Source organism: Cupriavidus sp. GW823-FHT07A04 (assembly GCF_058794615.1).
In genome coordinates this window covers 1-26,946 of sequence record NZ_JBXAHA010000042.1, presented here as the reverse complement: position 1 = coordinate 26,946, position 26,946 = coordinate 1, and the positions used below count along the sequence as shown (strand labels likewise).

Annotated in this window: 28 protein-coding genes; 9 read left to right on the top strand and 19 right to left on the bottom strand. The window is 65.7% G+C overall.

Annotated features, from left to right (window positions below; genetic code table 11):
- Positions 1-160 precede the first annotated feature (160 nt).
- The 5 genes from AC1Q7Q_RS39900 to argS form a co-directional block, all read right to left on the bottom strand.
- Positions 161-997, bottom strand: a complete 837-nt coding sequence (locus AC1Q7Q_RS39900) for a helical backbone metal receptor (RefSeq protein ID WP_492375998.1) — start codon at positions 995-997, stop codon at positions 161-163.
- Positions 994-1,806, bottom strand: coding sequence for an SDR family oxidoreductase (locus AC1Q7Q_RS39895; protein ID WP_043342912.1), 813 nt, complete (start codon positions 1,804-1,806; stop codon positions 994-996). The genes AC1Q7Q_RS39900 and AC1Q7Q_RS39895 overlap by 4 nt, the downstream gene beginning before the upstream one ends.
- 168 nt (positions 1,807-1,974) lie before the next feature.
- Positions 1,975-2,613, bottom strand: coding sequence for a thiol:disulfide interchange protein DsbA/DsbL (locus tag AC1Q7Q_RS39890; protein ID WP_150992515.1), 639 nt, complete (start codon positions 2,611-2,613; stop codon positions 1,975-1,977).
- A 91-nt stretch (positions 2,614-2,704) separates the two neighbouring features.
- On the bottom strand, positions 2,705-3,481 hold the full coding sequence (locus tag AC1Q7Q_RS39885) for an SPOR domain-containing protein (RefSeq protein ID WP_492375997.1): 777 nt from the start codon (positions 3,479-3,481) through the stop codon (positions 2,705-2,707).
- A gap of 130 nt (positions 3,482-3,611) precedes the next feature.
- On the bottom strand, positions 3,612-5,405 hold the full coding sequence (gene argS, locus AC1Q7Q_RS39880; RefSeq protein ID WP_174428342.1) for an arginine--tRNA ligase: 1,794 nt from the start codon (positions 5,403-5,405) through the stop codon (positions 3,612-3,614).
- Between the two features lie 260 nt (positions 5,406-5,665).
- Between argS and AC1Q7Q_RS39875 the strand changes: the two genes are divergently transcribed.
- The gene (locus tag AC1Q7Q_RS39875; RefSeq protein WP_174428343.1) at positions 5,666-5,989 is read left to right on the top strand and encodes a DUF1840 domain-containing protein; all 324 of its coding nucleotides are present in this window, start codon (positions 5,666-5,668) and stop codon (positions 5,987-5,989) included.
- Between the two features lie 277 nt (positions 5,990-6,266).
- Here the strand turns inward: AC1Q7Q_RS39875 and AC1Q7Q_RS39870 are convergent, their stop codons facing one another.
- From AC1Q7Q_RS39870 to AC1Q7Q_RS39855, 4 genes are all read right to left on the bottom strand, one after another.
- Entirely contained in the window at positions 6,267-6,869 is a 603-nt protein-coding gene (locus AC1Q7Q_RS39870) for a ferritin-like domain-containing protein (RefSeq protein ID WP_492375996.1), read from the bottom strand.
- Positions 6,870-6,972: 103 nt separating this feature from the next.
- Positions 6,973-7,389, bottom strand: a complete 417-nt coding sequence (locus AC1Q7Q_RS39865; RefSeq protein WP_492375995.1) for a glycine zipper domain-containing protein — start codon at positions 7,387-7,389, stop codon at positions 6,973-6,975.
- Positions 7,390-7,555: 166 nt separating this feature from the next.
- Positions 7,556-7,717 (bottom strand): DUF1328 domain-containing protein, encoded by a 162-nt coding sequence (locus tag AC1Q7Q_RS39860; protein ID WP_150992526.1) that lies wholly within the window; start codon positions 7,715-7,717, stop codon positions 7,556-7,558.
- A gap of 83 nt (positions 7,718-7,800) precedes the next feature.
- Positions 7,801-7,974, bottom strand: coding sequence for a DUF1328 family protein (locus tag AC1Q7Q_RS39855; RefSeq protein ID WP_492375994.1), 174 nt, complete (start codon positions 7,972-7,974; stop codon positions 7,801-7,803).
- A gap of 292 nt (positions 7,975-8,266) precedes the next feature.
- Here AC1Q7Q_RS39855 and AC1Q7Q_RS39850 point away from each other — a divergent pair, with 292 nt between their 5' ends.
- On the top strand, positions 8,267-9,721 hold the full coding sequence (locus tag AC1Q7Q_RS39850; protein WP_492375993.1) for a CHASE3 domain-containing protein: 1,455 nt from the start codon (positions 8,267-8,269) through the stop codon (positions 9,719-9,721).
- 116 nt (positions 9,722-9,837) lie between these two features.
- Here the strand turns inward: AC1Q7Q_RS39850 and AC1Q7Q_RS39845 are convergent, their stop codons facing one another.
- The 6 genes from AC1Q7Q_RS39845 to AC1Q7Q_RS39820 all read right to left on the bottom strand — a co-directional run bounded on the left by AC1Q7Q_RS39845 (position 9,838) and on the right by AC1Q7Q_RS39820 (position 15,881).
- The gene (locus AC1Q7Q_RS39845; protein WP_035859076.1) at positions 9,838-9,981 is read right to left on the bottom strand and encodes an entericidin A/B family lipoprotein; all 144 of its coding nucleotides are present in this window, start codon (positions 9,979-9,981) and stop codon (positions 9,838-9,840) included.
- Between the two features lie 114 nt (positions 9,982-10,095).
- Complete coding sequence (locus tag AC1Q7Q_RS39840) at positions 10,096-10,503, bottom strand: response regulator (protein ID WP_492375992.1); 408 nt, start codon at positions 10,501-10,503, stop codon at positions 10,096-10,098.
- A gap of 109 nt (positions 10,504-10,612) precedes the next feature.
- Positions 10,613-11,245, bottom strand: a complete 633-nt coding sequence (locus tag AC1Q7Q_RS39835) for a response regulator (protein ID WP_492375991.1) — start codon at positions 11,243-11,245, stop codon at positions 10,613-10,615.
- Between the two features lie 187 nt (positions 11,246-11,432).
- Positions 11,433-11,792 carry a hypothetical protein gene (locus AC1Q7Q_RS39830; protein WP_492375990.1) on the bottom strand — a complete coding sequence of 120 codons (360 nt, stop codon included), beginning with the start codon at positions 11,790-11,792 and terminating at the stop codon, positions 11,433-11,435.
- A gap of 238 nt (positions 11,793-12,030) precedes the next feature.
- Positions 12,031-14,778, bottom strand: coding sequence for a methionine synthase (gene metH, locus AC1Q7Q_RS39825; RefSeq protein ID WP_492375989.1), 2,748 nt, complete (start codon positions 14,776-14,778; stop codon positions 12,031-12,033).
- Between the two features lie 35 nt (positions 14,779-14,813).
- Complete coding sequence (locus tag AC1Q7Q_RS39820) at positions 14,814-15,881, bottom strand: homocysteine S-methyltransferase family protein (RefSeq protein WP_492375988.1); 1,068 nt, start codon at positions 15,879-15,881, stop codon at positions 14,814-14,816.
- 176 nt (positions 15,882-16,057) lie between these two features.
- Between AC1Q7Q_RS39820 and AC1Q7Q_RS39815 the strand changes: the two genes are divergently transcribed.
- Positions 16,058-16,450 (top strand): rhodanese-like domain-containing protein, encoded by a 393-nt coding sequence (locus tag AC1Q7Q_RS39815; protein ID WP_006161304.1) that lies wholly within the window; start codon positions 16,058-16,060, stop codon positions 16,448-16,450.
- Positions 16,451-16,622: 172 nt separating this feature from the next.
- Here the strand turns inward: AC1Q7Q_RS39815 and AC1Q7Q_RS39810 are convergent, their stop codons facing one another.
- The 4 genes from AC1Q7Q_RS39810 to AC1Q7Q_RS39795 form a co-directional block, all read right to left on the bottom strand.
- Complete coding sequence (locus tag AC1Q7Q_RS39810) at positions 16,623-16,880, bottom strand: BTH_I0359 family protein (protein WP_006161303.1); 258 nt, start codon at positions 16,878-16,880, stop codon at positions 16,623-16,625.
- Between the two features lie 251 nt (positions 16,881-17,131).
- Positions 17,132-17,974 carry a 3-oxoadipate enol-lactonase gene (gene pcaD, locus AC1Q7Q_RS39805; protein WP_492375987.1) on the bottom strand — a complete coding sequence of 281 codons (843 nt, stop codon included), beginning with the start codon at positions 17,972-17,974 and terminating at the stop codon, positions 17,132-17,134.
- A gap of 101 nt (positions 17,975-18,075) precedes the next feature.
- Positions 18,076-19,161 carry a DUF3108 domain-containing protein gene (locus AC1Q7Q_RS39800; protein WP_492375986.1) on the bottom strand — a complete coding sequence of 362 codons (1,086 nt, stop codon included), beginning with the start codon at positions 19,159-19,161 and terminating at the stop codon, positions 18,076-18,078.
- Positions 19,121-19,957: an IclR family transcriptional regulator gene (locus tag AC1Q7Q_RS39795; protein ID WP_492375985.1), complete on the bottom strand. Its 837-nt coding sequence runs from the start codon at positions 19,955-19,957 to the stop codon at positions 19,121-19,123. Before AC1Q7Q_RS39795 ends, AC1Q7Q_RS39800 begins: the two co-directional genes overlap by 41 nt.
- Positions 19,958-20,231: 274 nt before the next feature.
- Between AC1Q7Q_RS39795 and AC1Q7Q_RS39790 the strand changes: the two genes are divergently transcribed.
- The 6 genes from AC1Q7Q_RS39790 to AC1Q7Q_RS39765 all read left to right on the top strand — a co-directional run bounded on the left by AC1Q7Q_RS39790 (position 20,232) and on the right by AC1Q7Q_RS39765 (position 26,723).
- A complete protein-coding gene (locus AC1Q7Q_RS39790; RefSeq protein WP_492375984.1) occupies positions 20,232-21,254 on the top strand; it encodes a Bug family tripartite tricarboxylate transporter substrate binding protein in 1,023 nt (340 codons plus the stop codon).
- Between the two features lie 58 nt (positions 21,255-21,312).
- Positions 21,313-22,296: a fumarylacetoacetate hydrolase family protein gene (locus AC1Q7Q_RS39785; RefSeq protein WP_183032119.1), complete on the top strand. Its 984-nt coding sequence runs from the start codon at positions 21,313-21,315 to the stop codon at positions 22,294-22,296.
- 199 nt (positions 22,297-22,495) lie between these two features.
- Positions 22,496-23,380 (top strand): enoyl-CoA hydratase/isomerase family protein, encoded by an 885-nt coding sequence (locus AC1Q7Q_RS39780; protein WP_373887653.1) that lies wholly within the window; start codon positions 22,496-22,498, stop codon positions 23,378-23,380.
- Between the two features lie 69 nt (positions 23,381-23,449).
- Positions 23,450-24,328 (top strand): PhaM family polyhydroxyalkanoate granule multifunctional regulatory protein, encoded by an 879-nt coding sequence (locus AC1Q7Q_RS39775; RefSeq protein WP_492375983.1) that lies wholly within the window; start codon positions 23,450-23,452, stop codon positions 24,326-24,328.
- A 91-nt stretch (positions 24,329-24,419) separates the two neighbouring features.
- Positions 24,420-25,640, top strand: coding sequence for a patatin-like phospholipase family protein (locus AC1Q7Q_RS39770; RefSeq protein ID WP_492375999.1), 1,221 nt, complete (start codon positions 24,420-24,422; stop codon positions 25,638-25,640).
- A 219-nt stretch (positions 25,641-25,859) separates the two neighbouring features.
- The gene (locus AC1Q7Q_RS39765) at positions 25,860-26,723 is read left to right on the top strand and encodes a ferritin family protein (protein WP_492375982.1); all 864 of its coding nucleotides are present in this window, start codon (positions 25,860-25,862) and stop codon (positions 26,721-26,723) included.
- The last annotated feature ends 223 nt before the right edge of the window (positions 26,724-26,946 follow it).

Genomic DNA, 26,946 nt, shown 5'->3' with positions numbered 1-26,946 from the left:
CTTCTTTGCCTACTTTCTTGGCGAGACAAGAAAGTAGGTCGCCTCCCCGCAGGGGAGGTGAAACTGCCTTTGACTTTCAGCCTTTGCCTTTGACGTTAAGCCGTTGCCATTGCCATTGCCATTGCCATTGCCGTTGTAGCTGAAGTCACAATCACACCCACTAAACCCCAACCGCAAACCTCGACAAATACCTCACCCCCTCCACAGCCCGGCTCCCGTACCAGGAAACCATCTCCCCATCGATCAGCAAAACCTCCTTGCCAATCTGCCGCTCCAGCGCATCAACATGCGCCTCGGTAAACCGATAGGGCTCGCTGGAAAGCAGGACGAGGTCAATCTCCCGCACCAGCGCGTCGCTCCACCGGAAGCTCGGATACCGCGTCTGCGGCGTATTGGGCCGGCTGCACTCGCCGTCAACACAAGCCTGGGGCATGGCGTCAGCCGAAGGCCACGTCTGCCAGTTCACCAACGCCAGCATCTGGCTGATATAGGTATCGCGCGACACCGTCATCCACGGGTCCTGCCAGATCGCATACAGGACCTTGCGCGCGGGCCACTGCCGGGCACGTACCTGCGCCAGTTCGGCCGCCATGGCGGCGCAGAGCGATTCCGCTTCGGCAAGACGGCCGAAGATGCCGCCAAGCAGCCGGTAGAGCGCCAGGTTGTCCGCGGGCGCACAGGGGTGGGTGACGATCACATGCGGCACAAACGCGCGGATCTCGTCCACCGTCTCGCGCCGGTTCTCGTCGATGTTGACCACTACGTGAGTGGGCGCCAACGCCCGCAGGCGCTCAAGATTGACATCCTTGGTGCCACCCACCTTGGCAACGGCACGCACGGCGGGCTCGGGATGGATGCAAAAGCCGGTGCGCGCCACCATCAGCGGGCCCAGCCCCAGGGCGAACAGCAGTTCGGTAACGGACGGCACCAGCGAGGCAATGCGCACCTCGCCCGTGGCCGGGCCGTGCAGGATGCCGGCTGCGTCCTGCCAGCTCATGGCTGCTTGTCCTGGCTACCTCCCTGCGCGCGCGGCTTGCGCGGCGCCCGGGAGAAGATTGCGTCGTAGAGCCAGCGCGGCATCAGGTGCAGGATGGATGCGACCACGCCCATCTGCCAGGGCACCACGGCAAAGCGGCGCCCTGCGGCAATCGCACGCACCGTCTTGCGGGCGAACACGTCGGCGTCCATCAGGAAGGGCATGCGATAGGGATTGTGCTCGGTCATCGGCGTGCGGATGTAGCCAGGCGCGATAGTGACCACGCGGATGCGCTCGCGGCGCTGTTCCAGGCGCAGGCTCTCCAGCAGCTTGATCACCGCGGACTTGGAGGCGCTGTAGGCACCCCCGCCCGGCAGGCCGCGCACGCCGGCCACGCTGGCAATGCCGACCAGCGTGCCGCGCCAGCCGCCGGCACCTGGATCGCGTTCGCGCATGGGCTGCATGAAGGGCTGGAAGGTGGTGAGCACGCCGAACCAGTTGGTGTCCATCACCATGCGGAAGGCTTCGAGGTCCTCGCGCTCGCTGGCGACGGTGCCAACCGATACGCCCGCATTGGCGATCACCACATCGGGGCAACCAAAATGATCGAGGAAGTCCTGGGCGGCGCGCTGCATGGCATCGGCATCGCGCACATCCGCGCCATAGACGCGCACCGCATTGGGATTGGGCAGGGTGCGGGCGAATTCACGCAGCACCTCTTCGCGCCGGCCAACCAGGCCGAGGATGGCGCCTTGCGAGGCGTACTCGCGCGCCAGGGCCTGGCCGAGTCCGCTCGACGCGCCGGTAAGGAAGACTTTCTGTGCTCGCATCGGGAGGGTCCAGGGGTAAGCGCAACATGGTTCATGCCGACCGACCCGCCCTGGCGCGCGCCGGACGCCGCTGCGCCTCGCCGGCGCCGGCGGTGCCGGTCGACCGCTGGTGGCCATCAGCCGGCTCGCGCGTGGCGAGCCCAAAGGCCGTTGGCCGCAGCCCGGGAATTACATCTTCTTGTCGCGCACCTGGCCAACCAGGTAATCCATGGTCTGGATGGCCGTGCCCTTGGTGCCGGCGATGGACGGCGAGGTCACGTACTTGCCCTGCACCACGATGGTCGGCACGCCGTCGATCTTGTAGGCGTCGGCGATCTTGTTGGCGCGTTGCGAGTTGGTGGTCACCGAGAACGAGTTGTAAGCATCGAGGAAGGCCTTGCGGTCGATGCCGTTCTTGGCCATGAAGTCGGCGATTTCGTTCGGGTCCAGCATGCGCTTGCGGTCGACGTGGATGGCGTTGAAGACCTTGGTGTGCATGGCGTCCAGCTTGCCGATGGCTTCCAGCGCGTAGAAGATCTTGGTGTGCGGCAGCAGGTCGTCGCGGAAGGCAACCGGCACGCGCTTGAACACCACGTCCTTGCCCTGCTTGCCTACCCAGGCTTCCAGCTCGGGCTCGAAGTCAAAGCAGTGCGGGCAGCCGTACCAGAAGAACTCGGTGACTTCGATCTTGCCCGGCGCGACGGGCTGCGGCGCTTTCAGGACCTGGTATTCCTTGCCCGAGGTGGGCGCGGCTGCCTGCGCGGGCGCGGTCATCAGGAAACCGGTCACAGCGACCAGCGTGGCAAACAAGGTGGCGAGTTTCTTCATGTGGCGCGGCTTTCGAGAATGGGCAATGAGCGTATGACAGCGGCGGGGCAATCCGGTTCAGCGGATCGCCCCGGGTTACCGTTACTGCTTGTTACTGCTTGGTAAAGCGGATGACCGAAGCCTCGAAACCCGACGCCTGCAGCCGGTCGCGCGAACGGTTCATGTCGTCGATCTTGTTGAACGGCCCCAGGCGCACGCGATAAAGCTTGACGCCATTGACATCGCGCTCGGTCACCTTGGCTTCGAACCCCTGCATGGCCAGGTTGGCCTTCTGGCGGTCGGCGTCGTCCTGCGAGCGGAAGGCGCCTACCTGCAGCAGGTAGCCTACCTTGTTGGCATCGGCCTGGGCGATCTCGGCGATCGGGTCGGCGACAGGCTTCTCGGCCGGCTTTTCAGCAGGCTTTTCCGCCGGCTTCTGCGCGCTCTTGTCGGCCGGCTTCTCGGCGGCGGGCCGATCGGCAGGCTTGTCCGCGGGCTTCTCGGCGGCGGGCTTGTCGGCTGGCCGGGTGACGGCTACCGGCGGCTGGCGCTCGGGCGGCTTCACCGTGGTCGGCGCCGGGCCGGACGGCTGCTCGGGCTCAGCGGCAGGCCCGACCGGCTTGGCCGGCGTCTTGCTCCACAGCGGCTTGTTGGGATCGCTGGGCGCTTCCTGCGCCGGAGCGGGCAGGTTGCTGACCACATTGCCGGGCTCGGCCGGCTTCTGCGCGCCCTTTTGCTGGAATGGCGCCGGCGACTTGGTGATGTACAGGGCGACCACTACCGCGATCGCCAGGCCGACGATCAGGCCCAGCACCAGTCCCAGGAACGTACCTCCGCGCTGCGGGGCGCGGCTGGCATTGCGCGGGGTGCGCTTGCGTTGCTGTTGCATGAATTCCTCTAGCGTGATGGCGCGATTATAGAGCCTGCGCCGATCCCGGCATCACTGTCTGTGGTCAGGGCGATACGGATAAGGCGGCGCCATGAACGGGGGCTTGCCCCCTTCATGGCGCCGGCCTGGCTTACATGCGCTGCGGCGCCGAGACGCCGATGACGGCCAGCCCGTTGCGCAGCACCTGGCGGGTGGCGGCCAGCATCGCCAGGCGCGCCAGCTTGACCGTCTCGTCGTCCACCAGCACGCGGTCGGAGTTGTAGAAGGCGTGGAAATCGCCCGCCAGGTCCCGCAGGTAGAAGGCGACCGCATGCGGCGCCAGTTCACCCGCCGCTGCCGCCAGCATGTCCGGGAAATCGGCCAGGCGCTGGCCCAGCGCAAGCGCCTGCGGGGTAGCGTCGGCGCCGGTCACGGGGGCCAGGTCGGTGCCGGCCAGGGCAGGCAGCTTGGCCTCCCAGTCCGCGCCGCCCCAGGATTCGAAGATCGAGCAGATGCGGGCATGGGCGTACTGCACGTAATACACCGGGTTCTCGTCGTTCTGCTTGAGAGCCAGGTCGACATCGAAGATGAATTCCGTATCGGCCTTGCGCGACAGCAGGAAAAAGCGCACCGCGTCGCGCCCGCGGGTGAAGTGCTCGGGCCAGTCGGCCACGCCGGCTTCCAGGCAGCCGCGGATGGTCTCGCCGCCTTCCGCGCCGTTACTCCACTCGATCAGGTCGCGCACGGTCACATAGGAACCGGCGCGCTTGGAGATCTTGACCTCCTCGCCGTTCTTCATGACGGTGACCATCTTGTGCAGGATGTAGTCGGGGTAGCCTTTGGGGATGCCGATGTCCAGCCCCTGCAGGCCGGCGCGCACGCGGGCGATGGTGCCGTGGTGGTCGCTGCCCTGCACGTTGATGACCTTGGCGAAGCCGCGCTCCCACTTGCTGGTGTGGTAGGCCACGTCCGGCACGAAGTAGGTATAGGTGCCGTCGGTCTTGCGCATGACGCGGTCCTTGTCGTCGCCTTCGTCGGTGGTGCGCAGCCACAGGGCGCCTTCGTTCTCGTAGGTCTTGCCCTTGGCCACCAGCGACTGCACCGCGGCTTCGACGCGGCCGTCGCTGTACAGCGAGGACTCCAGGTAGTAGCGGTCGAACTTGACGCCGAAGGCGCGCAGGTCGATGTCCTGCTCGTTGCGCAGGTAAGCCACGGCGAACTTGCGGATCGACTCGATGTCTTCGACCTTGCCGGAGGCCGTCACGGCGTCGCCGTCGGAGGCGCGCACGGTCTTGCCTGCCAGGAAATCGGCAGCGATGTCGGCGATGTAGTCGCCGTTGTAAGCCGACTCCGGCCACGCGGCATCGCCCGGCTTGAAGCCGCGGGCGCGCGCCTGCACAGATACGGCCAGGGTCTGGATCTGCACGCCGGCGTCGTTGTAGTAGAACTCGCGATGCACGGCAAAGCCCTGCCAGTCCAGCAGGTTGGCCAGCGCGTCGCCCAGTGCCGCCTGGCGGCCGTGGCCGACGTGCAGCGGGCCGGTCGGGTTGGCGGAGACGAATTCGACCAGCACCTTGCCGTGCACGCCCTGTGCCTTGGCGCCGTAGCGGTTGCCCTGCTCCAGCACCGCGCGCAGCACATCGGCCTTGGCGGCCGGCGTCAGGCGCAGGTTGATAAAGCCGGGACCGGCGATTTCCAGGCTGGCCACCAGCCCGGCGGTACGCGCGTCGGCCTTGACTGCGTCGACGATCTGCTGGGCCAGTTCCCGCGGGTTGCGCTTGAGCGCGCGGGCAACCTGCATGGCGAGGTTGCAGGCCAGGTCGCCGTGGGCGGCGACCTTCGGACGCTCGAAGACGGCGTCGGGCAGGGCGGTGTCGGCCGGGGCGATTGCGCGCACCGCGTCATTGAACGCAGCGGCAAGATTGGTGGTCTGAACTGGCAGCATGGATGTCGTGGCCCTGAGGCGGTTGTCTGGTGCCGTCGCGGCGGTTCTGCCGCGGCGGCACCGTCACGGGCGGCATGTGGAGGCCGCGCCGCGTGGCAGGCAATGAATTGCAGAACGCAGAATTTTATCAGGTGCTATGCTGACATCATGCAGCAAGCCCAAAACCGGCCATTGCGAGCCCCCTGCCCGGTCCCGGGACAGGCCGCGCGGCCATGGTTTTCGCCCCTGTATTTCGCTGTACGCCAAGGAAAGGAAATATCATGCTGATCACCTTCAAATCCCACGCGTCGCAGGACCTCATCATGATGAGAGACCTTGCCGTGACGCTCCTGGGGATTATCGGCAAGCACCTGGGGGAGCGCGGGGTGATCACTATCGAGGAACTGCCACGCTGCATCCATATACTGGAAGCCGCCGTGACGGACGCCAAGAAGGTGCACCCGGCCGTATCGTCGGTCCACCCCGGCAAGAATGACGATGACAACGAGGAAGAACCCCTGCACCTGGGCCAGCGCGCCTACCCCTTCCTCGACATGCTGCGCGCATCCCAGCGCGAGAGCACCGAGGTGATGTGGGGGGTGTAGGCAGTGCGCCGAATCCCCGCACACTCGTAGATTGACAACAAGGTAGCCGGCACCAGCCGGCACCTTGTCTGCCCTTGCGTTCGCCGCCCCGCGTCCCGCCCCACCCGCGCTCCCTTCTCCTGCTTGCTCGCGCTTCCGGCAAAAAAATGCCCAGCCGCTGATTCGGGCCGGGCGAGCCGGATCAGGAAGCGGATCCGGAAGGGGGAAAGAACTGTGTTGGGTGGGGCGCGGCGAATGCGGCGAATGCAGCACTGCCAGCCTGGCTGGCGGCTAGGCGCTAGCCCTTGTCCAGCATGTCCGCGAGTTCGTCGGCGTGCTCTTCCTCGACCGCCAGGATTTCCTCCAGCATGCGGCGGGTGGTCGAGTCGCGCTCGCCCAGGTACTGCACCATCTCGCGGTAGCTCTCGATGGCGATCCGTTCGGCCACCAGGTTTTCCTTGATCATGTCGGTCAGCGATCCGGCCTCGACATACTCGGCATGGCTGCGCGAAGTCAGGGTGTCCGGCGAGAAGTCCGGCTCCCCGCCCAGTTGCAAGATGCGCGCCGCAATGCGGTCGGCGTGCCCCTGCTCCTCGTCGGAGTGCACCTTGAACTCGGCCGCGACCGGTTCCGCGTGGATGCCCTTGGCCATGAAGAAGTGGCGCCGGTAACGCAGCACGCAGACCAGTTCCGTGGCCAGGGCCTCATTGAGCAGCTTCAGCACGGTGGTCCGGTCCGCATCGTAGTCCTGGGTGACAGCGCCATCCTCGATGTGCTTGCGGGCGCGTTCGCGCAGCGTCTTGACGTCCGACAGGAAGCCCCCGCTCGCGCCTTTCTCATTCCGGGCCTGCTGATCCTTGCCCTTGCCGGCGGTGGGCTTCTCTTTTACGGGGGTGTCCATGACAGTCATGCTCCTGTGGGAATGTTGGGCGATGGCCTCTGAGGGGTCTGCTTCACTGTTTCACGGCTTCACTGCCTCATCAGGGCTGGCAGCAGTGCCTCGGTCAGTCGTTGCGGCTGCGGCTATTCGCTGCCATCAGCAAGCCGACGAAAGCGCCTAGCGCCGCCGCGATACCGATCGCTTTCAACGGCGACGCCAACACGCGCCGCTGCACGCCGTCCACGGCATAGTCGACGCGTTCGCGAGCACGGCTCGCAACGTGGTCGCGCAAGGCGCGCGTACGGTCCTGCAACCGGCGTGCGGCCTGCACTGCCTCGGACGAGCTTTCGCGCCCCAGCACTTCCATGGTTTGCTCGAGCTGGGCAATCAGCCGGCTGACCTCGCCGGCCACGGGCCCCGCGGCTTCGCGGGCGGCGCCGCGCGTATCCCGCGCGGCATGCCGGATCTGGCGCACCGTGCTTTCGGCGCTGTCAGCCAGGTGATTCACTTCTTTGCGGATCTTCGGATTGTTGGTCAGCATTGGCTTATCTCCGTTTGGTCTGATGATGTGCTGTGATGCGGTTCGCGCTGTCTGCCAGGAAGTCAGTAAGTCGGGATCTGCATGAGCAAAGCGGGGCGGCGGCCCTGCCGACCGCCGCCCCGCCCGCGGCGTTCACTGCCATCGCGAAAGCCGCGCCTGACATCCCCTAGCGCCTGACCAGGCTGATCACAAACGTCACCAGCGCAACCACCAGGAAGATGAAGAACAGGATCTTGGCGATCTCGACCGCCCCTGCCGCGATGCCCCCAAAGCCGAATACCGCGGCGATCAGGGCGATGACAAAGAATACGAGTGCGTAGTGCAACATGGTGATGGCTCCCTAAGTGGATTGGGCTGCCGCGCCAGCAGGCGCGCGCTTGGCAAGTGACAGCGACCGGCGATTGCGATTGGCTATTTCACCGCCTTGAACACGGTCACGCCCAGGGCAAGGAACAGCACGAACAGCACCAGGAAGATGAAGAACAGGATCTTGGCAATGCCGGCCGCACCGGCAGCAATACCTGTGAACCCCAGCAAGCCGGCGACCACGGAAACCACTGCAAATATCAGCGCCCATTTCAGCATTGACGTTCTCCCTCTTTCTTCCCGAGCTGGCTTGACGCAGGGTGCGCAAGCTCATGGAACCATGGTAGAAAGCAGACCCCCGCCCAGACACCGCAGCCGCACCGATTCGCTTGTCAGCCAAATCCTACAGTCCAAGCACCGGCGCGGCCTCGCGGGCAGCACCGGCGACGCGGCAGGTTGACCGCAGACCGTCGATGTGCTTCCATCGTCGCAGACAGGTGCAAGCCAGGCGCGGCGCCGCATGGTGCGGGAGACGCCGCGCCGGCCAAGCGCCCGACATCGGGAAACGAACATGTTCAAGCAGTCACTGCTGCGCTCGACCTTGCTTCTGGCGGGCGGCATCGTGCTTACCGTGGTGGTGCTGATCGCCTCCGAGGCGGGCAACATCCGCTTGCGCCAGGGCTATACGCAAGTCATCCAGTCGCAGCAGGTACAGGGCCAGATCAACGCCCTGCTCGGCGAGCTGGTCACTGCCGAAGCCGGCCAGCGTGGCTTCCTGCTGACCGGCAAGGAAAGCTACCTCCAGCCGTACTACCAGGCCGTGCCGCGCATCAATGCGCTGATGAGCGCGCTGCGCAACCGCTACGCGGAGGACCCGGAGGCGCTCAAGCTGTTCACCGAGGCCTCCGCCGCCGTCAGCCGCAAGCTCACCGAGATGGACCTGACACTGATCTACGGCAAGCGCGACGTGGAAGTGGCGCTCGACCTGGTGCGCACGGACTTCGGCAAGCAGACGATGGACAACGCGCGGCGCGGGCTGGAGGCCTTGCTGCAGCGCGAGGCCAAATCGGTGTCGCAGAGCCTGGAGTACGCCGACCGCGACCTTGCGCTGTCGCGCTACGGCATCGGCCTGCTGACCGCCATCAATATCGTGCTGCTGATTGTGGTGGGCTTGCAGCATTCGCGCCGCATGGCGGTATCGGAAGCCGAACGCAACGAGCTGGAAGAAGAAAGCGCGCGCCTGGACAGCATGGTGCGCTCGCGCACACGCCAGCTATCGGCGCTGGCATCCCACCTGCAGCGCGTGACCGAGGACGAGAAGACGCGGCTGGCGCGCGAGCTGCACGACGAGCTGGGCTCCATCCTGACCGCCACCAAGCTTGATATGCATTGGGTGCGCCGCCGCATCCAGGACACCCACCCGGATGTGGCGGAAAAGCTCACCCGCGTGATGCTGCACGTGGACCAGGGGATCCAGATCAAACGGCGCCTGATCGAGGACCTGCGGCCCACCGTGCTGCTCAACCTGGGCCTGAAGGAAGCCATCGGCCAGCTGGTGGAGGAAGTGGCGGCGCGCAACCAGTGGGAGGCGGATGTGCAGCTGGCAGAGGCGGTGCCTGCGCTGCGCGACGACGCTGCCATCGCCCTTTACCGTATCGTGCAGGAGTCGCTCACCAACGCCAGCAAGTACGCCGAAGCGCAGCGCGTGTCCATCCGGCTCGATTGCGCCGACGGCACGCTCGAGCTGGCAATCAGCGACAACGGGCGCGGGCTGCCGGCGGACTTCGAATCGCGGCGCTCGGTGGGACACCATGGCCTGCTGGGAATGGAGCAGCGCGTGATCGCGCTGGGCGGCACGCTGGAGCTCCAGTCGGAACCCGGTGCCGGTGTCACCATCCGGGTGGTGGTGCCGCTCACCGATGCCATCGTGGCGCCGCCGCGCGACGATGAGGACGAGCTCGACGGCCTGGGGGACCCCGGCGAGCAGCCGCAGGACGAGCCCACCGGCACGCCGCCGGCCAGCTAGCCGGCCAGCCAAGCAGTGACAAATGGAAAAGGGGCTCCGCGGAGCCCCTTTTCCATTCCTCTTGTCCACCTGTTCTCTGGCCCGGTTGCCATGCACACGGCATGGCGGCTGGCACCTTACATCTTCTGCTTGGTGCTCTCGGCGGCGCCTTGCACCTTCTCGCCGCCCTTCTCGATGTCCTTGCCGGCACCGGCCATCGTGTTGCAACCAGTTACCAGGACCACACCTGCCAGGGCACACAGCGCCATCAGCTTTCTCATGATTCTCTCCTTGCTCTAGGTTGACGCGGCATGGCCGCGATTGGAACTGCCGGTACTGACAATACGGTCGAGATGGTCGAGATGGTCGATATGGTCAAGATCGTCGATACGCATTCAGCCATCTGCCTGCGCGTACTCCTCGATCACCCGGAACACCTGCTCGAGCTCGAGCGACTTGTCAAAGAAATAGTCCGCCCCGGCCTCGGCGCACTGCCGCCGGTATGTAGGCACCTGGGCATGATTGGTGTAAACGATGCGGATGCCCGACACCTCGGTCTTCTGCAAGGCGCGCAGCACGTTGATACCGTTGCCCTGCCGCAACTGCAGGTCAACGATGACGACCTCGTACTTGCCCGCCTCGTAGAGGCGCAGCGCTGCGCTTTCGGTATCCGCCCAATCCACGACTTCGATAAACGGAAACGCGTTCAGGTATTCAAGCAACATACCCCGCAGTACCGCTGAGTCCTCGATTAGCAGGACCCGCAGCGCGCGATACGAGGGGGCCGCAGCTTGATCCAACATGATTCCATGGTAGCAACAGAGTACAGGGAGAGACCATCGGCGTCCGTCCTACAGCAGCGTCTGGCAAACGCGGCCGAGTGCCGTGGAATGCGCCTTGCCTTTGCGGCGCCTACTCCACCAGGCCGTTCTTGATCGCGTAGTAGGTCAGGTCGGCATTGGTCTTCATGCCCATTTTTTCCAGGATGCGCGAGCGATAGGTGCTGACCGTCTTGACGCTCAGGAACAGCTCCTCGGCGATCACCGAGACCGACTGCCCGCGCGAGAGCTTGCAGAAGATCTGGAACTCGCGCTTGGACAAGGTCTGGTGCAGCGGCTGGTTGGTGGGCTTGTCAAGCCCGCCGATAAGCAGGTCCGCCACGTTGGCGCTGACGTAGCGCCGGCCCTGGGCCACGGTGCGGATGGCCTTGACGAGATCGTCGGGCGCGCTTTCCTTGGTCAGGTAGCCGGAAGCGCCCGCGCGGATCAGGTTGATGGCGTACTGGTCTTCCGGGTAGGTGGAGAGGATCAGCACCGGCAGGTCGGGATGGCGCTGGCGCAGCAGCTTGAGCACGTCGATGCCGTTGCGGTCGGGCATCGAGATATCGAGCACCACCACATCGAACTCGAACTCACGCAGCCGAATCATGACTTCGTCGCCGCTGGCTGCCTCGCCCTCCACCCGGATATCGGGCTCGTCGGCAATGAACTGCCGCAGACCGGCGCGCACGATCTGGTGATCGTCGGCGATCAAAACGCGAATCATGATGTCTCCCTGGGCATGGATGCACCAGCTCTCAGGAGCGGCCGGGCTAATGCATTGTAGTGCTTACAAAACCGCCCGACTGTCGGTGTAAGACTGACAGGCTCCCAACTGGCCGCACCAATGAAAAAGGGACGGGGTGGACCCGTCCCTGTGCTCCAGCATGCCAGTCTTGCCGGCATGGCCAGGCTTACTGGACCTTGGTCGCCGCGCCAGCGTCGGCGGCCGCGCTGGTGTCGGTCGCTGCCTCGCCCTTCTTGGCCTTGGCGTGGCTGCTGTGCTTCTTGGTCTTAGCAGTGGACTTGGCGTGCGTGCCGGCGGCGGCGTCGGCCTTGGCGTCCACGCCCTTGTCGGCGCTGGCCGAAGCGCCCAGGCCAGCGTTCACACCTGCGCTGGCGGCTGCACCCTTGTCGGCGGGCGCGCTGATCGCGGGCGCCGCCATGGCGCCGGTGGCGCCAGCCTTCGCATCAACGCCAGTTCCTTGTGCCATGGCCAGCGAGGAAGCGGCAGCGATCGAGAGAGCGGAAAGGGAGATCAGCAGTTTGTTCATGGAGAGGCTCCTAGCAGTTTGCGCCGCTGCGAAACATTCGCTGCGGTGTTCACTTGATGTGAGTCCTCAGTCTAGGGACGCAGAGCCGCGCGGTCTGTTAGGAGATGTAATGCCTTGTAAGGAGTAGTGAAGAACTTACAAAGGCACATGGATGCGCTTAAAGAGGCTTTTCCCTGCTTGCCCAATGGCTTGCGATGGCACAGCGGCGCAAAACGCCGCCGCGCCGGTACGCAAGCGGTTACAGGTTTGGCGCGAGCGCGCGCTCCAGCACGCTGCGTTCTTCGCCGCGGCGCGCCACCATATCGTCCAGCTGGTCCTCGCCGATCTTGCCGACCGAAAAATACGTCGACTCCGGATGCGCCAGGTAGAAGCCGCTCACCGATGCGGCCGGCGTCATCGCCAGCGAGTCGGTGATGCCCATGCCGATCTCGGCGGCGTTGAGGAACTCGAACATCGGCGCCTTGACCGTATGCTCCGGGCAGGCCGGATAGCCCGGCGCCGGACGGATGCCGCGATAGGTCTCGGCGATCAGTTGCTCGTTGGTCAGCACTTCGCCAGCGTCGTAGCCCCACAGGTCGCGGCGCACGCGCTCGTGCAGGCATTCGGCAAAGGCTTCGGCCAGACGGTCGGCCAGGGACTTCAGCATGATCGCGCTGTAGTCGTCATGGTCGGCCTCGAACTGGGCTTCCTTCTTGTCCACGCCGATGCCCGCGGTGACGGCGAACACGCCGATGTAGTCGGCAATGCCGCTGTCCTTGGGCGCAACGAAGTCGGCCAGGCAGCGGTTGGGGCGCATCACGCCATCGATCACCGGGCGCTCGCTTTGCTGGCGCAGGTTGTGCCAAGTCAGCGCGACCTTGCTGCGGGTCTCGTCGGTGTAGATCTCGATATCGTCGTCGTTGACGGCGTTGGCCGGCAGCAGGGCCAGCACACCGTTGGCCGTCAGCCAGCGGCCCTGGATCAGGCGCGACAACATGGCCTTGCCGTCGGAGAACACGCGGCGGGCGGATTCGCCGACGATCTCGTCATTGAGGATGTCGGGGAATTTGCCGGCCAGGTCCCATGTCTGGAAGAACGGGGCCCAGTCGATATAGTTGGCGAGCTCCGTCAGGTCGTAGTTGCGGAAGATGCGCCGGCCGATGAATTTCGGCTTGGGTGGCACGTAGGCGCTCCAGTCCACCGGCGTCTTGTTGGCGCGGGCCTTGGCCAGCGACACCATCGGCGTGGCCTTCTTGTTGGCGTGCTGGTGGCGGATGCGTTCGTAGTCGGTCTTCAGCTCGTCCAGGTACCTGGCCGCGCCATCGTCGGACAGCAGGCTGGACGCCACGCTGACCGAGCGCGAGGCGTCCGGCACGTAGACCACCGGGCCTTCGTAGTGGGGCGCGATCTTGACCGCGGTGTGCACGCGCGAGGTGGTGGCGCCGCCGATCAGCAGCGGGATCTTCTTGATGCGGAAATAGTCGTCGCGCTGCATCTCGGAGGCGACGTAGGCCATTTCCTCAAGTGACGGCGTGATCAGCCCGGACAGGCCGACGATGTCCGCGCCCTCGACCTTGGCGCGCGCCAGGATCTCGTTGCACGGGACCATCACGCCCATGTTGACCACTTCGAAGTTATTGCACTGGAGCACCACCGAGACGATGTTCTTGCCGATGTCGTGCACGTCGCCCTTGACGGTGGCGATGACTATCTTGCCGCGTGCCTTGACGTCGCCGCCGGCCTCGGCCAGCAGGCGCTTTTCTTCCTCGATGTAGGGCAACAGGTGAGCCACGGCCTGCTTCATCACGCGGGCGCTCTTGACCACCTGCGGCAGGAACATCTTGCCGGCGCCGAACAGGTCGCCCACGATATTCATGCCATCCATCAGCGGGCCTTCGATCACCTCGATCGTGCGCCCGCCGCGCGCTTCCACCTGTTGGCGCACTTCCTCGGTGTCTTCCACGATAAAGGTGGTCAGGCCATGCACCAGCGCGTGCGACAAGCGGTCGGCCACCGGCACCGGGTTCTCCGGGGTGCCGCGCCACAGCAGGTTTTCTTCTTTCTTCGCGCCGCCGCCCTTGTAGCGGTCGGCGATCTCCAGCAGGCGGTCGGTGCTGTCCTCGCGGCGGTTGAGCACCACGTCTTCCACGCGCTCGCGCAGCTCGGCGTCGAGCTGGTCGTACACGCCGAGCTGGCCGGCGTTGACGATGCCCATGTCCATGCCCGCCTTGATGGCGTGGTACAGGAACACGGTGTGGATGGCTTCGCGCACCGCGTCGTTGCCACGGAACGAGAACGATACGTTGGACACGCCGCCGCTGACCTTGGCGTACGGCAGGTTCTGCTTGATCCAGGCGGTGGCTTCGATGAAGTCCACCGCGTAGTTGTTGTGCTCTTCGATGCCGGTCGCCACCGCGAAGATGTTCGGGTCGAAGATGATGTCTTCGGGCGGGAAGCCGACTTCATTGACCAGGATGTCGTAGCTGCGCTTGCAGATCTCGGTCTTGCGGGCAAAGGTGTCAGCCTGGCCCTGCTCGTCGAAGGCCATCACCACGGACGCGGCGCCGTAGCGGCGGATCAGCTGGGCGTGATGGCGGAACTGTTCCTCGCCCTCCTTGAGCGAGATCGAGTTGACCACGGGCTTGCCCTGCACGCATTTCAGGCCGGCCTCAATCACTTCCCACTTGGACGAGTCCAGCATGATGGGCACGCGCGCGATATCGGGCTCGGAGGCGATCAGGTTGAGGAACCTCACCATGGCCGCCTTGGAGTCCAGCATGGCTTCGTCCATGTTGATGTCGATGATCTGCGCGCCGTTCTCGACCTGCTGGCGGGCTACCACCAGCGCATCGTCGAACTGGCCGTTCAGGATCATGCGGGCGAAGGCCTTGGAGCCGGTGACGTTGGTGCGCTCGCCGACGTTGACGAAGAGCGTGTCTTCATCGATGGTGAAAGGCTCGAGGCCGGATAGGCGCATCGGGCGCGGCGGCAGGGTATCGTTAGTCATGGCTTGATCTTGTTCTGTAGGCTCGCGATGCGAGTTCAGGCGGCGTCGCGGTACTGGCTGGGCCAGGCGCGCGGCTTCTTGCTGGCCACGCGCTCGGCGATGGCGGCGATGTGCTCGGGCGTGGTGCCGCAGCAGCCGCCCACCAGGTTCACCAGGCCGGACGCGGCGAACTCCTCCACCAGCGACGACGTGACCTCCGGGGTTTCGTCGAAGCCGGTATCGCTCATCGGGTTAGGCAGGCCGGCGTTCGGATAGCACGACACGGCCGCGTCGCAGATCTTGGCCAGTTCGGCAATGTAGGGGCGCATCAGCGTGGCGCCGAGCGCGCAGTTCAGGCCGAAGGTGATCGGGCGGGCGTGGCGCAGGCTGTTCCAGAAGGCTTCCACCGTCTGGCCGGAGAGAATGCGCCCGGAGGCGTCGGTGACCGTGCCGGAGATCATCACGGGCAGGCGCTCGCCGGTGTCTTCGAACAGTTGGTCGATGGCGAACAGCGCGGCCTTGGCATTGAGCGTGTCGAAGATGGTTTCCACCAGGAACACGTCGGCACCGCCTTCCAGCAGACCCTTGCCCTGCTCGTAGTACGAGTGGCGCAGCTCTTCGAAGGTCACGTTGCGCGCGCCCGGGTCGTTCACGTCCGGCGAGATGCTCGCGGTCTTGGGCGTGGGGCCGAAGGCGCCGGCCACAAAGCGCGGCTTGTCAGGCGTGCTGTACTTGTCGCAGGCCTCGCGCGCCAGCCGGGCCGCAACGACGTTCATCTCGTACGCCAGGTCCGCCATCTTGTAATCTTCCTGGGCCACGCCCGTCGCACCAAATGTATTGGTCTCGATCAGGTCGGCACCGGCGGCCAGGTATTGCTCGTGGATCTCGCTGATGACCTGCGGGCGGCTCAGCAGCAGCAGTTCGTTATTGCCCTTGACGTCGACATGGTGCCCGGCGAAACGCTCGCCGCGGTAATCCGCCTCGGTCAGCTTGTAGCGCTGGATCATGGTGCCCATGGCACCATCCAGGATCAGGATGCGCTCGCGCAGCAGGGCCGGCAGGTTGGCCGCCCGGGTGTAGGGACGCGCGGGAGGAAGCGAGGCGGAACGTGGGGCGGCGCTCATGTGGGGCTCGACAGCAAGGGAAAAGACTGCGATTTTATCAGTTACATCAATGGTTTGCGGAATAACGGCAGCATCCGGGCGGTGCAGCCAACGGCGCCCGCGGGTTGCCGCGCGGCACCGCCCGGCCCTACACTGGGCACATTCGCCCTCATTCCCATTAACGGAAAGCCTTGCCCATGCAACACCTCAGCCCCGGCGACGCCCAAACGCTCCTCAGCGAGTCGCCCGATGCGCTCTTCATCGATTGCCGCAGCGAAATGGAGTACCTCTTCGTCGGGCACCCCAAGGGGGCACACAACGTGCCCTGGAACGATGGCCCCGACTGGGAGGTGAACCCGCATTTCGTGCAGTCGGTGAAGAAGCTCGCTGGCCAGGCATCGGCGCGCCCGGTGCTGCTGATCTGCCGCAGCGGCAACCGCTCGACGGCCGCCGCGCGGGCCCTGGAGGGCGCCGGGTTCTCTACCGTCTACAACGTGCTGCATGGCTTCGAGGGCGACCTCGACGCCGAGCGCCACCGCAATACGCTCAACGGCTGGCGCCATGCCGGGCTGCCCTGGGAACAGTATTAACAGTATTGAATGACCGGAAGCTGGCCAGGAACAGGGGCCGGGAACAGATCCTGAAAGCACAAAGCCTGATAGCAAGAAGCCCGCGCACTGCGCGGGCTTCTTGCTATTTCCTCTATGGCTTAGCTTGCCGGCCCGTCACGCGACGCAAAGCTGGCAAAGGCAACCGCGGAGCCTAGTGCATCACTAGCGGGTGAATCATCACTGTATCGAACTTGCCAAGGAAATCATCCACCTCTTCCACCGACGGCTCGCTTTCGATCAGACGCGTCACGTCCGCGCGAAAGCTCTCGGCCATCTGGCCACCGAGGAAAATCTCGCGTTTCAGGTTCTTGTCCACGATTTCATAGCCGCCAGAGGCAAGAGGCGCATGCTCGACATCCGCACCAAACTCGACAATGCAGTAATTGTCGCTGTTGTAGATCATTTGCATGGCATACCTCCTGGCTGTCATGGGTCAAGCGGCGGGCGACTGATTATTTCGAAAACCGGCACACTGGCCGGTTGCCCTCCGCGATTTCACCTCCAAGCTGAGGGTGTTTGCCGTGTTTTCAAGTTCTGCTTCGGCAAACCGCAGGTATTAAGCGTTCCCTCACTACATTGGGCAACGGCCATCCCAGCAAGTTCTTGAGTTTGGTGGGAAAGCTATCGCCCGCCGTTCTGCCTTGAGCGCCAAGGTTCGTCTCAGGGTACATCGCACTGTGCGCCGCAAGCCGCATTGCCAAGGAAAGCATCCAGCACGCAATGAAAGCGGTCCGCCTGCTCGATATGGGCAAGGTGCGCGGCGTGAGGCAGGATTTCGAGCCGGGCACCGGGAATGGCGGCGGCAATCTCGCTTGCCATCGCCGGCGGCGCCCCCAGGTCTTCCTCGCCGGCCACTACCAGGGTAGGACAATGAATCCGCGAAATCGCCCCGGCGAGGTCAAATGCCATGATGGCCTGGCTGGTTCCGACGTAACCGTGCACGGGCGTGGCCAGCAGCATCTCGCGCACGCGGGCTACCTCCTGCGGATGCGCCCCCCCGAATGCCGCGCTGAACCAGCGTTGCATGGTGCTGTCGGCAACGCCCGCCATGCCGTGCGCTTCCACATGGCCGATGCGCTCATGCCACATCGGGTGGCCATCCAGCGGCGTGCGGTTGACGGTCGCGACCAGGGTCAGTGACAGCAAACGCTCGGGATGGCGCACGGCCGCGGTCTGGCCGATCATGCCGCCTACCGAGACCCCGACGAAATGCGCGGCCGGCACCTCCAGCACATCCATCAGGCAGGCCACGTCGTCGGCCAGGCGGATCATCGAGTAGGCGCCGATCGGCGCATCGCTCTGGCCGTGCCCGCGCAGGTCGTAGCGCAGCACGCGATAGCGCGGCGCCAGGTGGCGCGCCGTGGCATCCCACAAGGTGTGATTGGCGCCCAGCGCATGCGCCAGGACTACCCAGGGGCCGTCGCCCCCGTCGATGCGCACATGCAGGCTGATATCGCCCACGCGCACGCGGCGGGTCTCGGATGGTGGCAGGGTGGCGCTCATGACGGGTCTCCGGTTGTTGGTGAAAACACGGTGAACCACAGCGGCGGCCGATGCCGCGGCATGCGGACGGGCTTAAGACGGCCTCAAGACAGCTAGCAGGCTCAGCGCAGCGGCTCGCTGTCGCGATAGACGAGCTCGATCTGCGTGCCGTCAGGCTCCGTCTGCCGCAGCTTCACAGGCATCCACTGCAGCGACTGCGCCAGCCACACTTCCACGCGCCGGCGATCATTGGCATGGCGCGGCAGCCGCACGAAATGCTTGGCCCGCACCGCGCCATGGCCGGTATCCACGTCCTCTTCCCCCACATACTGCACCTGCATGGGCTCCAGGTCACGCGTATCCGCCACCTCGAAGGTTTCCGTCACGCCCGGCGTGGCGTAGCGCTGCGGATTGCCCCGCACAAGCCCCACCAGTTGAAGGAACACGCTGAAACGGTCCTGGCCCGCGGCCGGCAACGGCTCCTGCTTGCCGCGCCCCTCGAAGACGAGCGTGCCGGCGGCACGATCGAAGCGAGCCGCCTCGACGCGGTTACGGCGGCTCTCCTCATAGCGCTCGGGCGCGAGGCCGCGCTCGTTGAGCGCGCCGGTGCTGTGAAAGGCGAAGCGGAACCACAACACCCGTGTCTCCACCGCAAGTTGGTAGTGCGCGCCGTCTTGCTGCCAGCGGATCAGGCCATCCGGGTTCTGCACGCCATTGACGAAGCTGGCGTAGTGCAGCAGCGTGGATGGGGGCGCCGAGTAGCGGACGTTGTCAGGGGGCGCCGCGGCCTGCGCGGCCGCCGGCGCGGATGCGGGCGCCGCACTGCTCCCGGCGCCGCCAGCGGCGCTCGCCATGGAAGGGCCGGCGCCAGGCGTGGCAAGCAGCGCTGGCGCCTCAGGGGCGGCGGGTGCTTCAACCGGGGGCTCAGGCGTGGGCGTCGGCTCGGCGCGCGCCGCCGGAGGCCGCTTTGGTGCGGCCGGGGCCGGGCGTGGCGGCGCGACGGGTACCGGTGGCGCCGGCGGCGGCAGCAGGATGGCTTCGAGCGGCGGCGGCGCGGTCGGGTCCCGCGGGAGCCCGGGCATATGCAGCAGGCCCAGCACCGCCAGCAGGTGGGCGGCCAGCACCAGCGCAAGCGCCGCCGCCCAGCGCAGGCGGCGCGAGGTAGGCTTACGGGGAAGGGCCGTTCGGCCCGCTCGTCGGGCTGCCACCAAGATAACCAAGCTCCGAAGAAATCTGCCGGGCAATATCGCGTACATGACGGTCGACCGCACCGCCCCATTCTGCATCGAATACGCTCTGCGCGCCCAGCACGATCAGCGCCATCGCCACGTGGCCGTTGGCGTCGAACACCGGCATCGAAAACGCATTGATGCCCGGCAGCACGCCGCCTTTGACGCGCGCCGCGCCATGGGCGCGAACGTCGTCGCAGACCACGTCATAGTCGGCCAGTGAGCGCGGCAGGTCCGGAATATCGTCATGGCCGCGCTCCGCCAGTTCCCGTTCGACCAGCGGCCGCGTCTGTTGTTTCGGCAGGTAGGCGCCGTACAGCCTGCCAGTGGCAGAGTTGAGCATGGGCATCACGTCGCCCAGGCGCAGGCTGACCGTGACCGGGTGGCTGGATTCTTCCCAGTGCACGATGGTCGGGCCGTGGTTGCCCCAGACAGCGATGCCAATGGTCTGGTCCATCTCGTCGCGCAATTGCGACAGGATCGGGCGGGCCTTCTTGACCGGATCGAGCCGATTGAGGCCGGCGAGGCCCAGTTGCAGTGCGAACGGCCCGAGATCGTAGCGCCCGCCAACCGGGTCCTGCACCACCACGCCGAGCCGCTGGAAGCTGACCAGGTAGCGATGCGCCTTGGCCGGATTCATGTCGGCGGCGGCGGCGAGGTCGCGCAGCATCATGGCGCGCGGCGATGCCGCCAGCGCCTGCAGCAGCTTGAAGCCGACCTCGATCGACTGGATGCCGGAACGCAGCTTGGAATCGTCTTCTTCAAGTTCGGTCATGCGGCAACGGGAGGCAAGAAATTGGAAAAGAAGTGCATCAGTCACACATACCGGCTACGCGCGCGCAAAGCAATCATGCAGTCCAGTCCATGAATTTACTATAGCGAAATCGATTTACCAATTTTTAAACCGTCGGTAGACTTTGAGCGCACCTTTGAGCGCACATATACAGGTCGGGGCGAATCGATATCTTCGGCACCGGCCAATACCGGCGCGGGCATGCCGCCATGCAATCCAGATGGCGCGGCGCCGCCGCTTTCTACAGGAGACGAAGATGACCCGCCTTTCCCCCTTCGGCCAACGCCTCGCCCTGCAAGCATGGCGTGCCTGCGCGGCGCCGCTGCTAGCCGCGCTGACGCTGGGCGCCGCCGCGTTTCAGCCCGCCTGCGCCGCCGACAACTGGCCCACCCAGCCGATCCGCTGGGTCGTGCCCTATCCGGCGGGAGGCGGCACCGACGTAGTGGCGCGCACGCTGGGCCAGGCCATCACGCCGGCGCTAGGCCAGCAGGTGGTGATCGACAACCGTCCGGGCGCGGCCACCATCGTCGGCGCCGACGCGGTGGCGCACAGCAAGCCCGATGGCTACACGCTGCTGACCGCCGATACCGCCACCCTGGCGGCCAATCCGTCGCTGTATAAGAAGCTGCCCTACAACGCCGAGAAGGACTTCGTGCATGTAGGGATGGTGGCGCGCTTTCCGCTGATCCTGGTGGCAACGCCGAACTTCCCGGCGCGCACGCTCAAGGAAGCCATCGAATACGTGCAGAAGAACCCCGGCAAGGTGAATTTCGCCTCGCCGGGCGCGGGCAGCCCGCACCACCTGGCCATGGAGCTGTTCATGGACCAGACCAAGACCAGGATGACCCACGTGCCCTACAAGGGCGCCGCGCCGGCGGTGCAGGACCTGCTCGCCGGCCAGGTCGAACTGATGTTCCTTGACCTCGCCTCCGGCCAGCAGAACGTGGCGGCCGGGAAGGTGCGCGCGCTGGGCGTGGCCACGCCCAAGCGCTTGACTGCGCTGCCCTCGGTGCCGACGGTGGCCGAAGCCGGCGTGCCCGGCTTCGAAGCCTATGCCTGGCAAGGCGTGGTGGCGCCGGCCGGTACCCCCAAGCCGGTGGTGACCCGCCTGAACGCCGAGCTGGTGAAGGCGCTCAAGAGCGCCGATGTGCAGAAACGCTTCGAAGGCATCGGCGTGGAGCCGGTCTCCAGCACGCCCGAGGAATTCGCGCAGTACGCGCATGCCGAAGCCGAGCGCTGGGGCAAGCTGATCAAGGCCAAGGGCATCACGGTAGACTAGCGGGCTGCTTTTTCTGCTTTTTCCGCTTGATCTGCTTTTTTCCTAACGCACCGCATACATGAAACTCGCCACCCTCAAGGACGGCTCGCGCGACGGCCAGCTCGTGGTTGTCTCGCGCGACCTGAAGACCGCCCACTACGTCAACGATGTCGCCGGCAAGCTCCAGACCGTGCTGGATGACTGGAACTTCTACGCGCCGCAGCTGCAGGACGTCTACGATGCCCTGAACGCGGGCCGCGCGCGCCACCCCTTCGCCTTCGACCCCAGGGCATGCATGGCACCGCTGCCGCGCGCCTACCAGTGGGCCGACGGCTCCGCCTACGTCAACCACGTGGAACTGGTGCGCCGCGCGCGCGGCGCCGAGATGCCGCCGGAATTCTGGACCGATCCGCTCATGTACCAGGGCGGCTCCGACGACATGATCGGCCCGCATGACGATATCGTGTGCGCCAGCGAAGCCTTCGGCATCGACTTCGAGGCCGAGGTCGCCGTCATCACCGGCGACGTGAAGATGGGCGCCAAGCCCGAGCAGGCCGCCGACGCCATCCGGCTGATCATGCTGGCCAACGATGTATCCCTGCGCAACCTGATCCCCGCCGAGCTGGGCAAGGGCTTCGGCTTCTTCCAGAGCAAGCCGGCTACCGCCTTCTCGCCGGTGGCGGTCACGCCCGACGAACTGGGCGAAGCCTGGCGCGAGCGCCGCGTGCACCTGCCGATGACCGTCCACTGGAATAGCAAGAAGGTGGGCGCGCCCGACTGCGGCACCGACATGGTGTTCGATTTCGGCCAGCTCATCGCCCATATCTGCAAGACGCGCAATGTGCGCGCAGGCAGCATCGTCGGCTCCGGCACCATCTCCAACGTCGACCGCAGCAAGGGCTACTGCTGCATCGCCGAGAAGCGCATGCTGGAGATCATCGACGGCGGCCAGCCGGTCACGGGCTTCATGAAGTTCGGCGACGCGGTCAAGATCGAGATGTTCGATGCGCAAGGCCGCTCGGTGTTCGGCGCGATCGACCAGCTGGTGTCGGCGAAGGGCTGAGGCTGAGGCTATAGGGAGCGCCGCGGACCACGCTGTTTGCCGCTGGCCGCGCGGCGATGGGAGTGCTTATAATTGACCGACCGAACGGTTGGCTAATTGCCGTCGACTGCGCCAGGCAGCCACCGGCGGCGACCCGGGCCGTTTTTCGCGGCCCGGCCCCCACGCGTCACCAAGGAATGGCCCCGGCCATCGCTGCCCCATGACCGCAATCCCTCCGCAAGCGCCCACGCCTTCGTCCACCCCGCTAGCGTCCGGCACGGACAACGTGGACGACGCGCCGTTGTCGCCACGCTACGACCGCTACCAGGCACTGACCCTGCGCCGGCATGGCCCCATCCTCGAGATCGTGATGGGTGCGCAACAGTCCGCCAACCGCAAGCTGGCCACAGCCGATGCCAATATGCACCGCGAGCTGGCGGAGATCTGGCGCGACGTGTCGGCCGATCCGGACGTGCGCGTGGCGCTGATCCGCGGCGAAGGCAAAGGCTTTTCGGCCGGCGGCGACCTGTCCCTGGTGGAAGACATGGCCAACGATTTCGCCACCCGCACCCGCGTGTGGCACGAGGCCCGGGACCTGGTCTACAACGTGATCAATTGCGACAAGCCGATCGTGTCGGCCATGCACGGCCCGGCGGTCGGCGCTGGGCTGGTGGCTGGCCTGCTGGCCGATATCTCGATCGCGGCCAGGACCGCGCGCATTGTCGATGGCCATACACGCCTGGGCGTGGCGGCGGGCGACCATGCCGCAATCGTGTGGCCCCTGCTGTGCGGGATGGCCAAGGCCAAGTACTATCTGATGCTGTGCGAGTCGGTGAGCGGCGAAGAGGCCGAGCGCATCGGGCTGGTGTCGCTGACCGTGGACGAAGAGGAACTGGTCGAGCGCGCCTTCGACGTGGCGCGCCGGCTGGCGGCCGGGTCGCAGACGGCGATCCGCTGGACCAAGTACGCGCTGAATAACTGGCTGCGCATGGCGGGCCCCTCGTTCGATGCCTCGCTGGCACTGGAATTCATGGGCTTTGCCGGCCCCGATGTGCAGGAAGGCGTAGCCAGCCTGCGGCAAAAGCGGCCGCCGCAGTTCGAGTAACGCAGGTAGTTCCGATCAATGCAGTTCCGCAGCCGGCGCCGCCGGCTGCCGACCCCCGGAGGCGAGACCATGTTCGGCCAGATTCCAGATTTCACCAACGGCTTCGAGTTCCTGCGCAAGATGTGGGGCAGTGCCGCCGGCATGCCGGGCGGCCTGATGCCTGGCCTGCAGGCCATGACCCCACCGATGAACCTGGAGGACGTCGACAAGCGCATCCATGACCTCAAGGCCGTGGAAGGCTGGCTGCAGCTCAACACCAACCTGCTGCGCACTACCATCCAGGGCCTGGAAGTGCAGCGCGCCACGCTGGTGGCGCTGCAGACCATCGGCACCGCGCTCTCGCCGGAGGCGATGCAAAGCGCGATGGAAAACGTGGCACGCGCGGCCAACTCGCCCAGCGCGGCGCCCTACCAGCAACCCGCCGAGCCCCCTGCGGCCAAGCGCGTCTGGCCCGAGCCCACGGTCGAGGAAAACGAGGACGAGGAAGACAACGGCCCCGATGCGCCCGAAGCTGGCCAGGCGCAAGAGCCGGCCGCAGCATCCGGCCACGCTGCCGGCCCGGGTGACGTCACCCCGCCGGATGCCAGCCTGTGGTGGGATGTGCTGCAGCAGCAGTTCAACCAGATCGCCAGCAGCGCCGCCACCGCCAGCATGTCGCCGTTTGGAAATCTCGGCAACTTGGGCGCCTTTGGCATGCCTGGCACGGCCGCGCCGCAAGCCGCTCCCGCCCCCGCCGCCAAGCCCGAAGGCAAGGCGCCGGCCAGCAAGGCCAGGCCGGCCCACAAGCCGGCCAGCAAGGCAGCCGGCACCAAGGCCGGGGCCAAGCCGGCCGCCAAACCCGCGCCCAAGGCCACGCGTCCGGCCAGCAAGAAATCCGCGGCGGCCAAGCCCGCCGAGCCGCAAGGCAGCGCCAACGGCTCGACCGATACTTCCGGCGAGCCGTCCTGAGCCTGAGCCGCATCTGAGCCACGCGACGCCAGGGGAACCCCGTGATCCAACTTTGGAGCCGACGCCTGCAGTGAAGACCACCTCGCTGATCATGATGGGTGGCGGTGCCCGCGCCGCCTACCAGGCCGGTGTGTTGCGCGGCCTCGCACGCATCGCCGCGCAGCACGGCCGCGATCGTGGCCGCATTCCCTTCGACATCATTTGCGGCACGTCGGCCGGCGCCATCAACGGCGCCGGCATGGCGATCAACGCGGCCAACTTCCGCGCCGCGGCCGATAGCCTGGCCGCGTTGTGGAGCGGCATCCATGCCGAGGATGTTTACCGCACCGGCATCGTCGGCGTGGGTGCATCCGGCGCGCGGTGGCTCTCCGCGCTGGCCTTCGGCTGGGCCATCCGGCGCGCGCCGCGGGCGCTGTTCGACAACGCGCCGCTGGGCGGCCTGCTCAGCGAGCTGTTCGACCCCGAGCGCGTGCAGGCCAGCCTGGACGCCGGCGACCTCCAGGCCTTTGCCGTGACGGCGCTGTCCTATACCACCGGGCGCCACGTCACTTTCTACCAGTCACACCGCCGCATCCATCCGTGGCGCCGCAGCCAGCGGCTGGCCGTGGAAGCCAGGATCGGCGTGGACCACCTCCTGGCGTCCTCCTCTATCCCCTTCCTGTTCCCCGCGCTGCCGCTGGAGCTCGAAGGCCACCATGAGTGGTTCGGCGACGGCACCATGCGCCAGATGTCGCCCCTGTCGCCGGCCATCCACCTGGGCGCATCTCGCATCCTGGCCATCGGCGCGGCCTCTCGCCAGCGTCCCGGCTGGTTCGACACCGTGCCGGCCGGCGGCTACCCGTCGCTGGCGCAGGTAGGCGGCCAGGCCCTGGCCAGCATCTTCCTCGACGGCCTCTCCGCTGACCTGGAACGGCTGCAGCACATCAACAGCCTGCTCTCGCGCATGCCGGAGATCGCCAACGACCGCGAAGGCTGGCGCCCGGTGCAGGTGATGACGATCTCGCCCAGCGAGCCCATCGAATCCATTGCCGCGACGCATGTGCAACAGCTGCCCCGCACCGTGCGCGCCCTGCTGACGCCGTTGGGCGGCACAGAAGCGCGCGGCGCCGCCTTTGCCAGCTACCTGCTGTTCGAGCCCGAGTTCACCCAGGCCCTGATCGACCTGGGCGAGAAAGACGCCCTGGCGCAACAGCATGAACTCGCGGCGTTCCTCTATGACGTCATCCCGCCCGATTATGGCAACGACACGAACGCAACGCCCGCACGGACGGTTACACTTGATGTCGAACCACCCGCCGGTGTGACGGCCTGACTTATGACCGCAACAGGTTTGCCGCATCGCCGGACCCCGTGCAGAGCAACGCATACTGCTCTTTTTCGCACCAGTAAAAGCAAGGAAAGGCGCGATATTCGCCCATAAATTGGGCATCGTGCAGGTTCAGCCGCAAACACCCCCTTCCTTTGCGCTTAAAAAGCGCATTGGGAATAATTCGCATCTGGTAGAATCTGCCCGTAATTTCAAAGGCTTACCATGCTCTACCCCGAACTGTTCAAATCGCTGGAAGCGGTACGTTGGCACATGGACAAGGACATCCCCTGGGATTCCTTCGATCCGAGCCTGCTCACTGACGACCAGGCCAAGACGATCCGCATGAATGCCATCACGGAATGGTCGGCCCTGCCCGCCACCGAGATGTTCCTGCGCGACAACCGCCACGATTCCGACTTTTCGGCCTTCATGAGCATCTGGTTCTTTGAAGAGCAGAAGCATTCGCTGGTGTTGATGGAATACCTGCGCCGCTTCCGCCCGGACCTGGTGCCGACCGAAGAAGAGCTGCACGCCGTGCGCTTCGAGTTCGACCCGGCCCCGCCGCTGGAAACCCTGATGCTGCATTTCTGCGGCGAGATCCGCCTCAACCACTGGTACCGCCGTGCGGCCGAATGGCACACCGAGCCGGTGATCAAGCAGATCTACCGCACCCTGTCGCAGGATGAAGCCCGCCACGGCGGCGCCTACCTGCGCTACATGAAGAAATACCTGAACCAGTTCGGCGACAGCGCCCGCTCGGCCTTCGCCAAGATCGGCGTGCTGATGGCCTCCGCCCGCCGCACTGAAAAGCCGCTGCACCCGACCAACCTGCACGTCAACAAGGCGTTGTTCCCCAACGACACCATCCAGTCACGCCTGCCGGACCCGGACTGGCTCGAGCACTGGCTCGACGAGCAGATCCGCTTCGACGAAGGCTGGGAGAAGAAGGTGATCGAGCGGATCCTGCACAATATGTCGCTGCTGTTCGAGCGCACTTTCGAGACCGTGCAGGATTTGAACCGGTATCGGAAGGAGTTGAATGTGCGGTTGCAGGCGGCGGGTGATGCGCAGCCGGCGCAGGCATAAGGTTGGTTTTTTGGCTGGGGGTGTAGTTTTGGCGCCTTCGGCGGGACGGGCCCCATCGGATGATGGGGTTTTGTTTTTTTTGGGGTGTTGGGTTGTGGCTGCAACTGCAAACTGCAACAGCAACGGCTTAATGTCAAAGTCAAAAGCAACTGCAGTTTCACCACCCCTGCGGGGCGGCGACCTACTTTTTTGTCTTGCCAAAAAAGTAGGCAAAAAAGGCGCG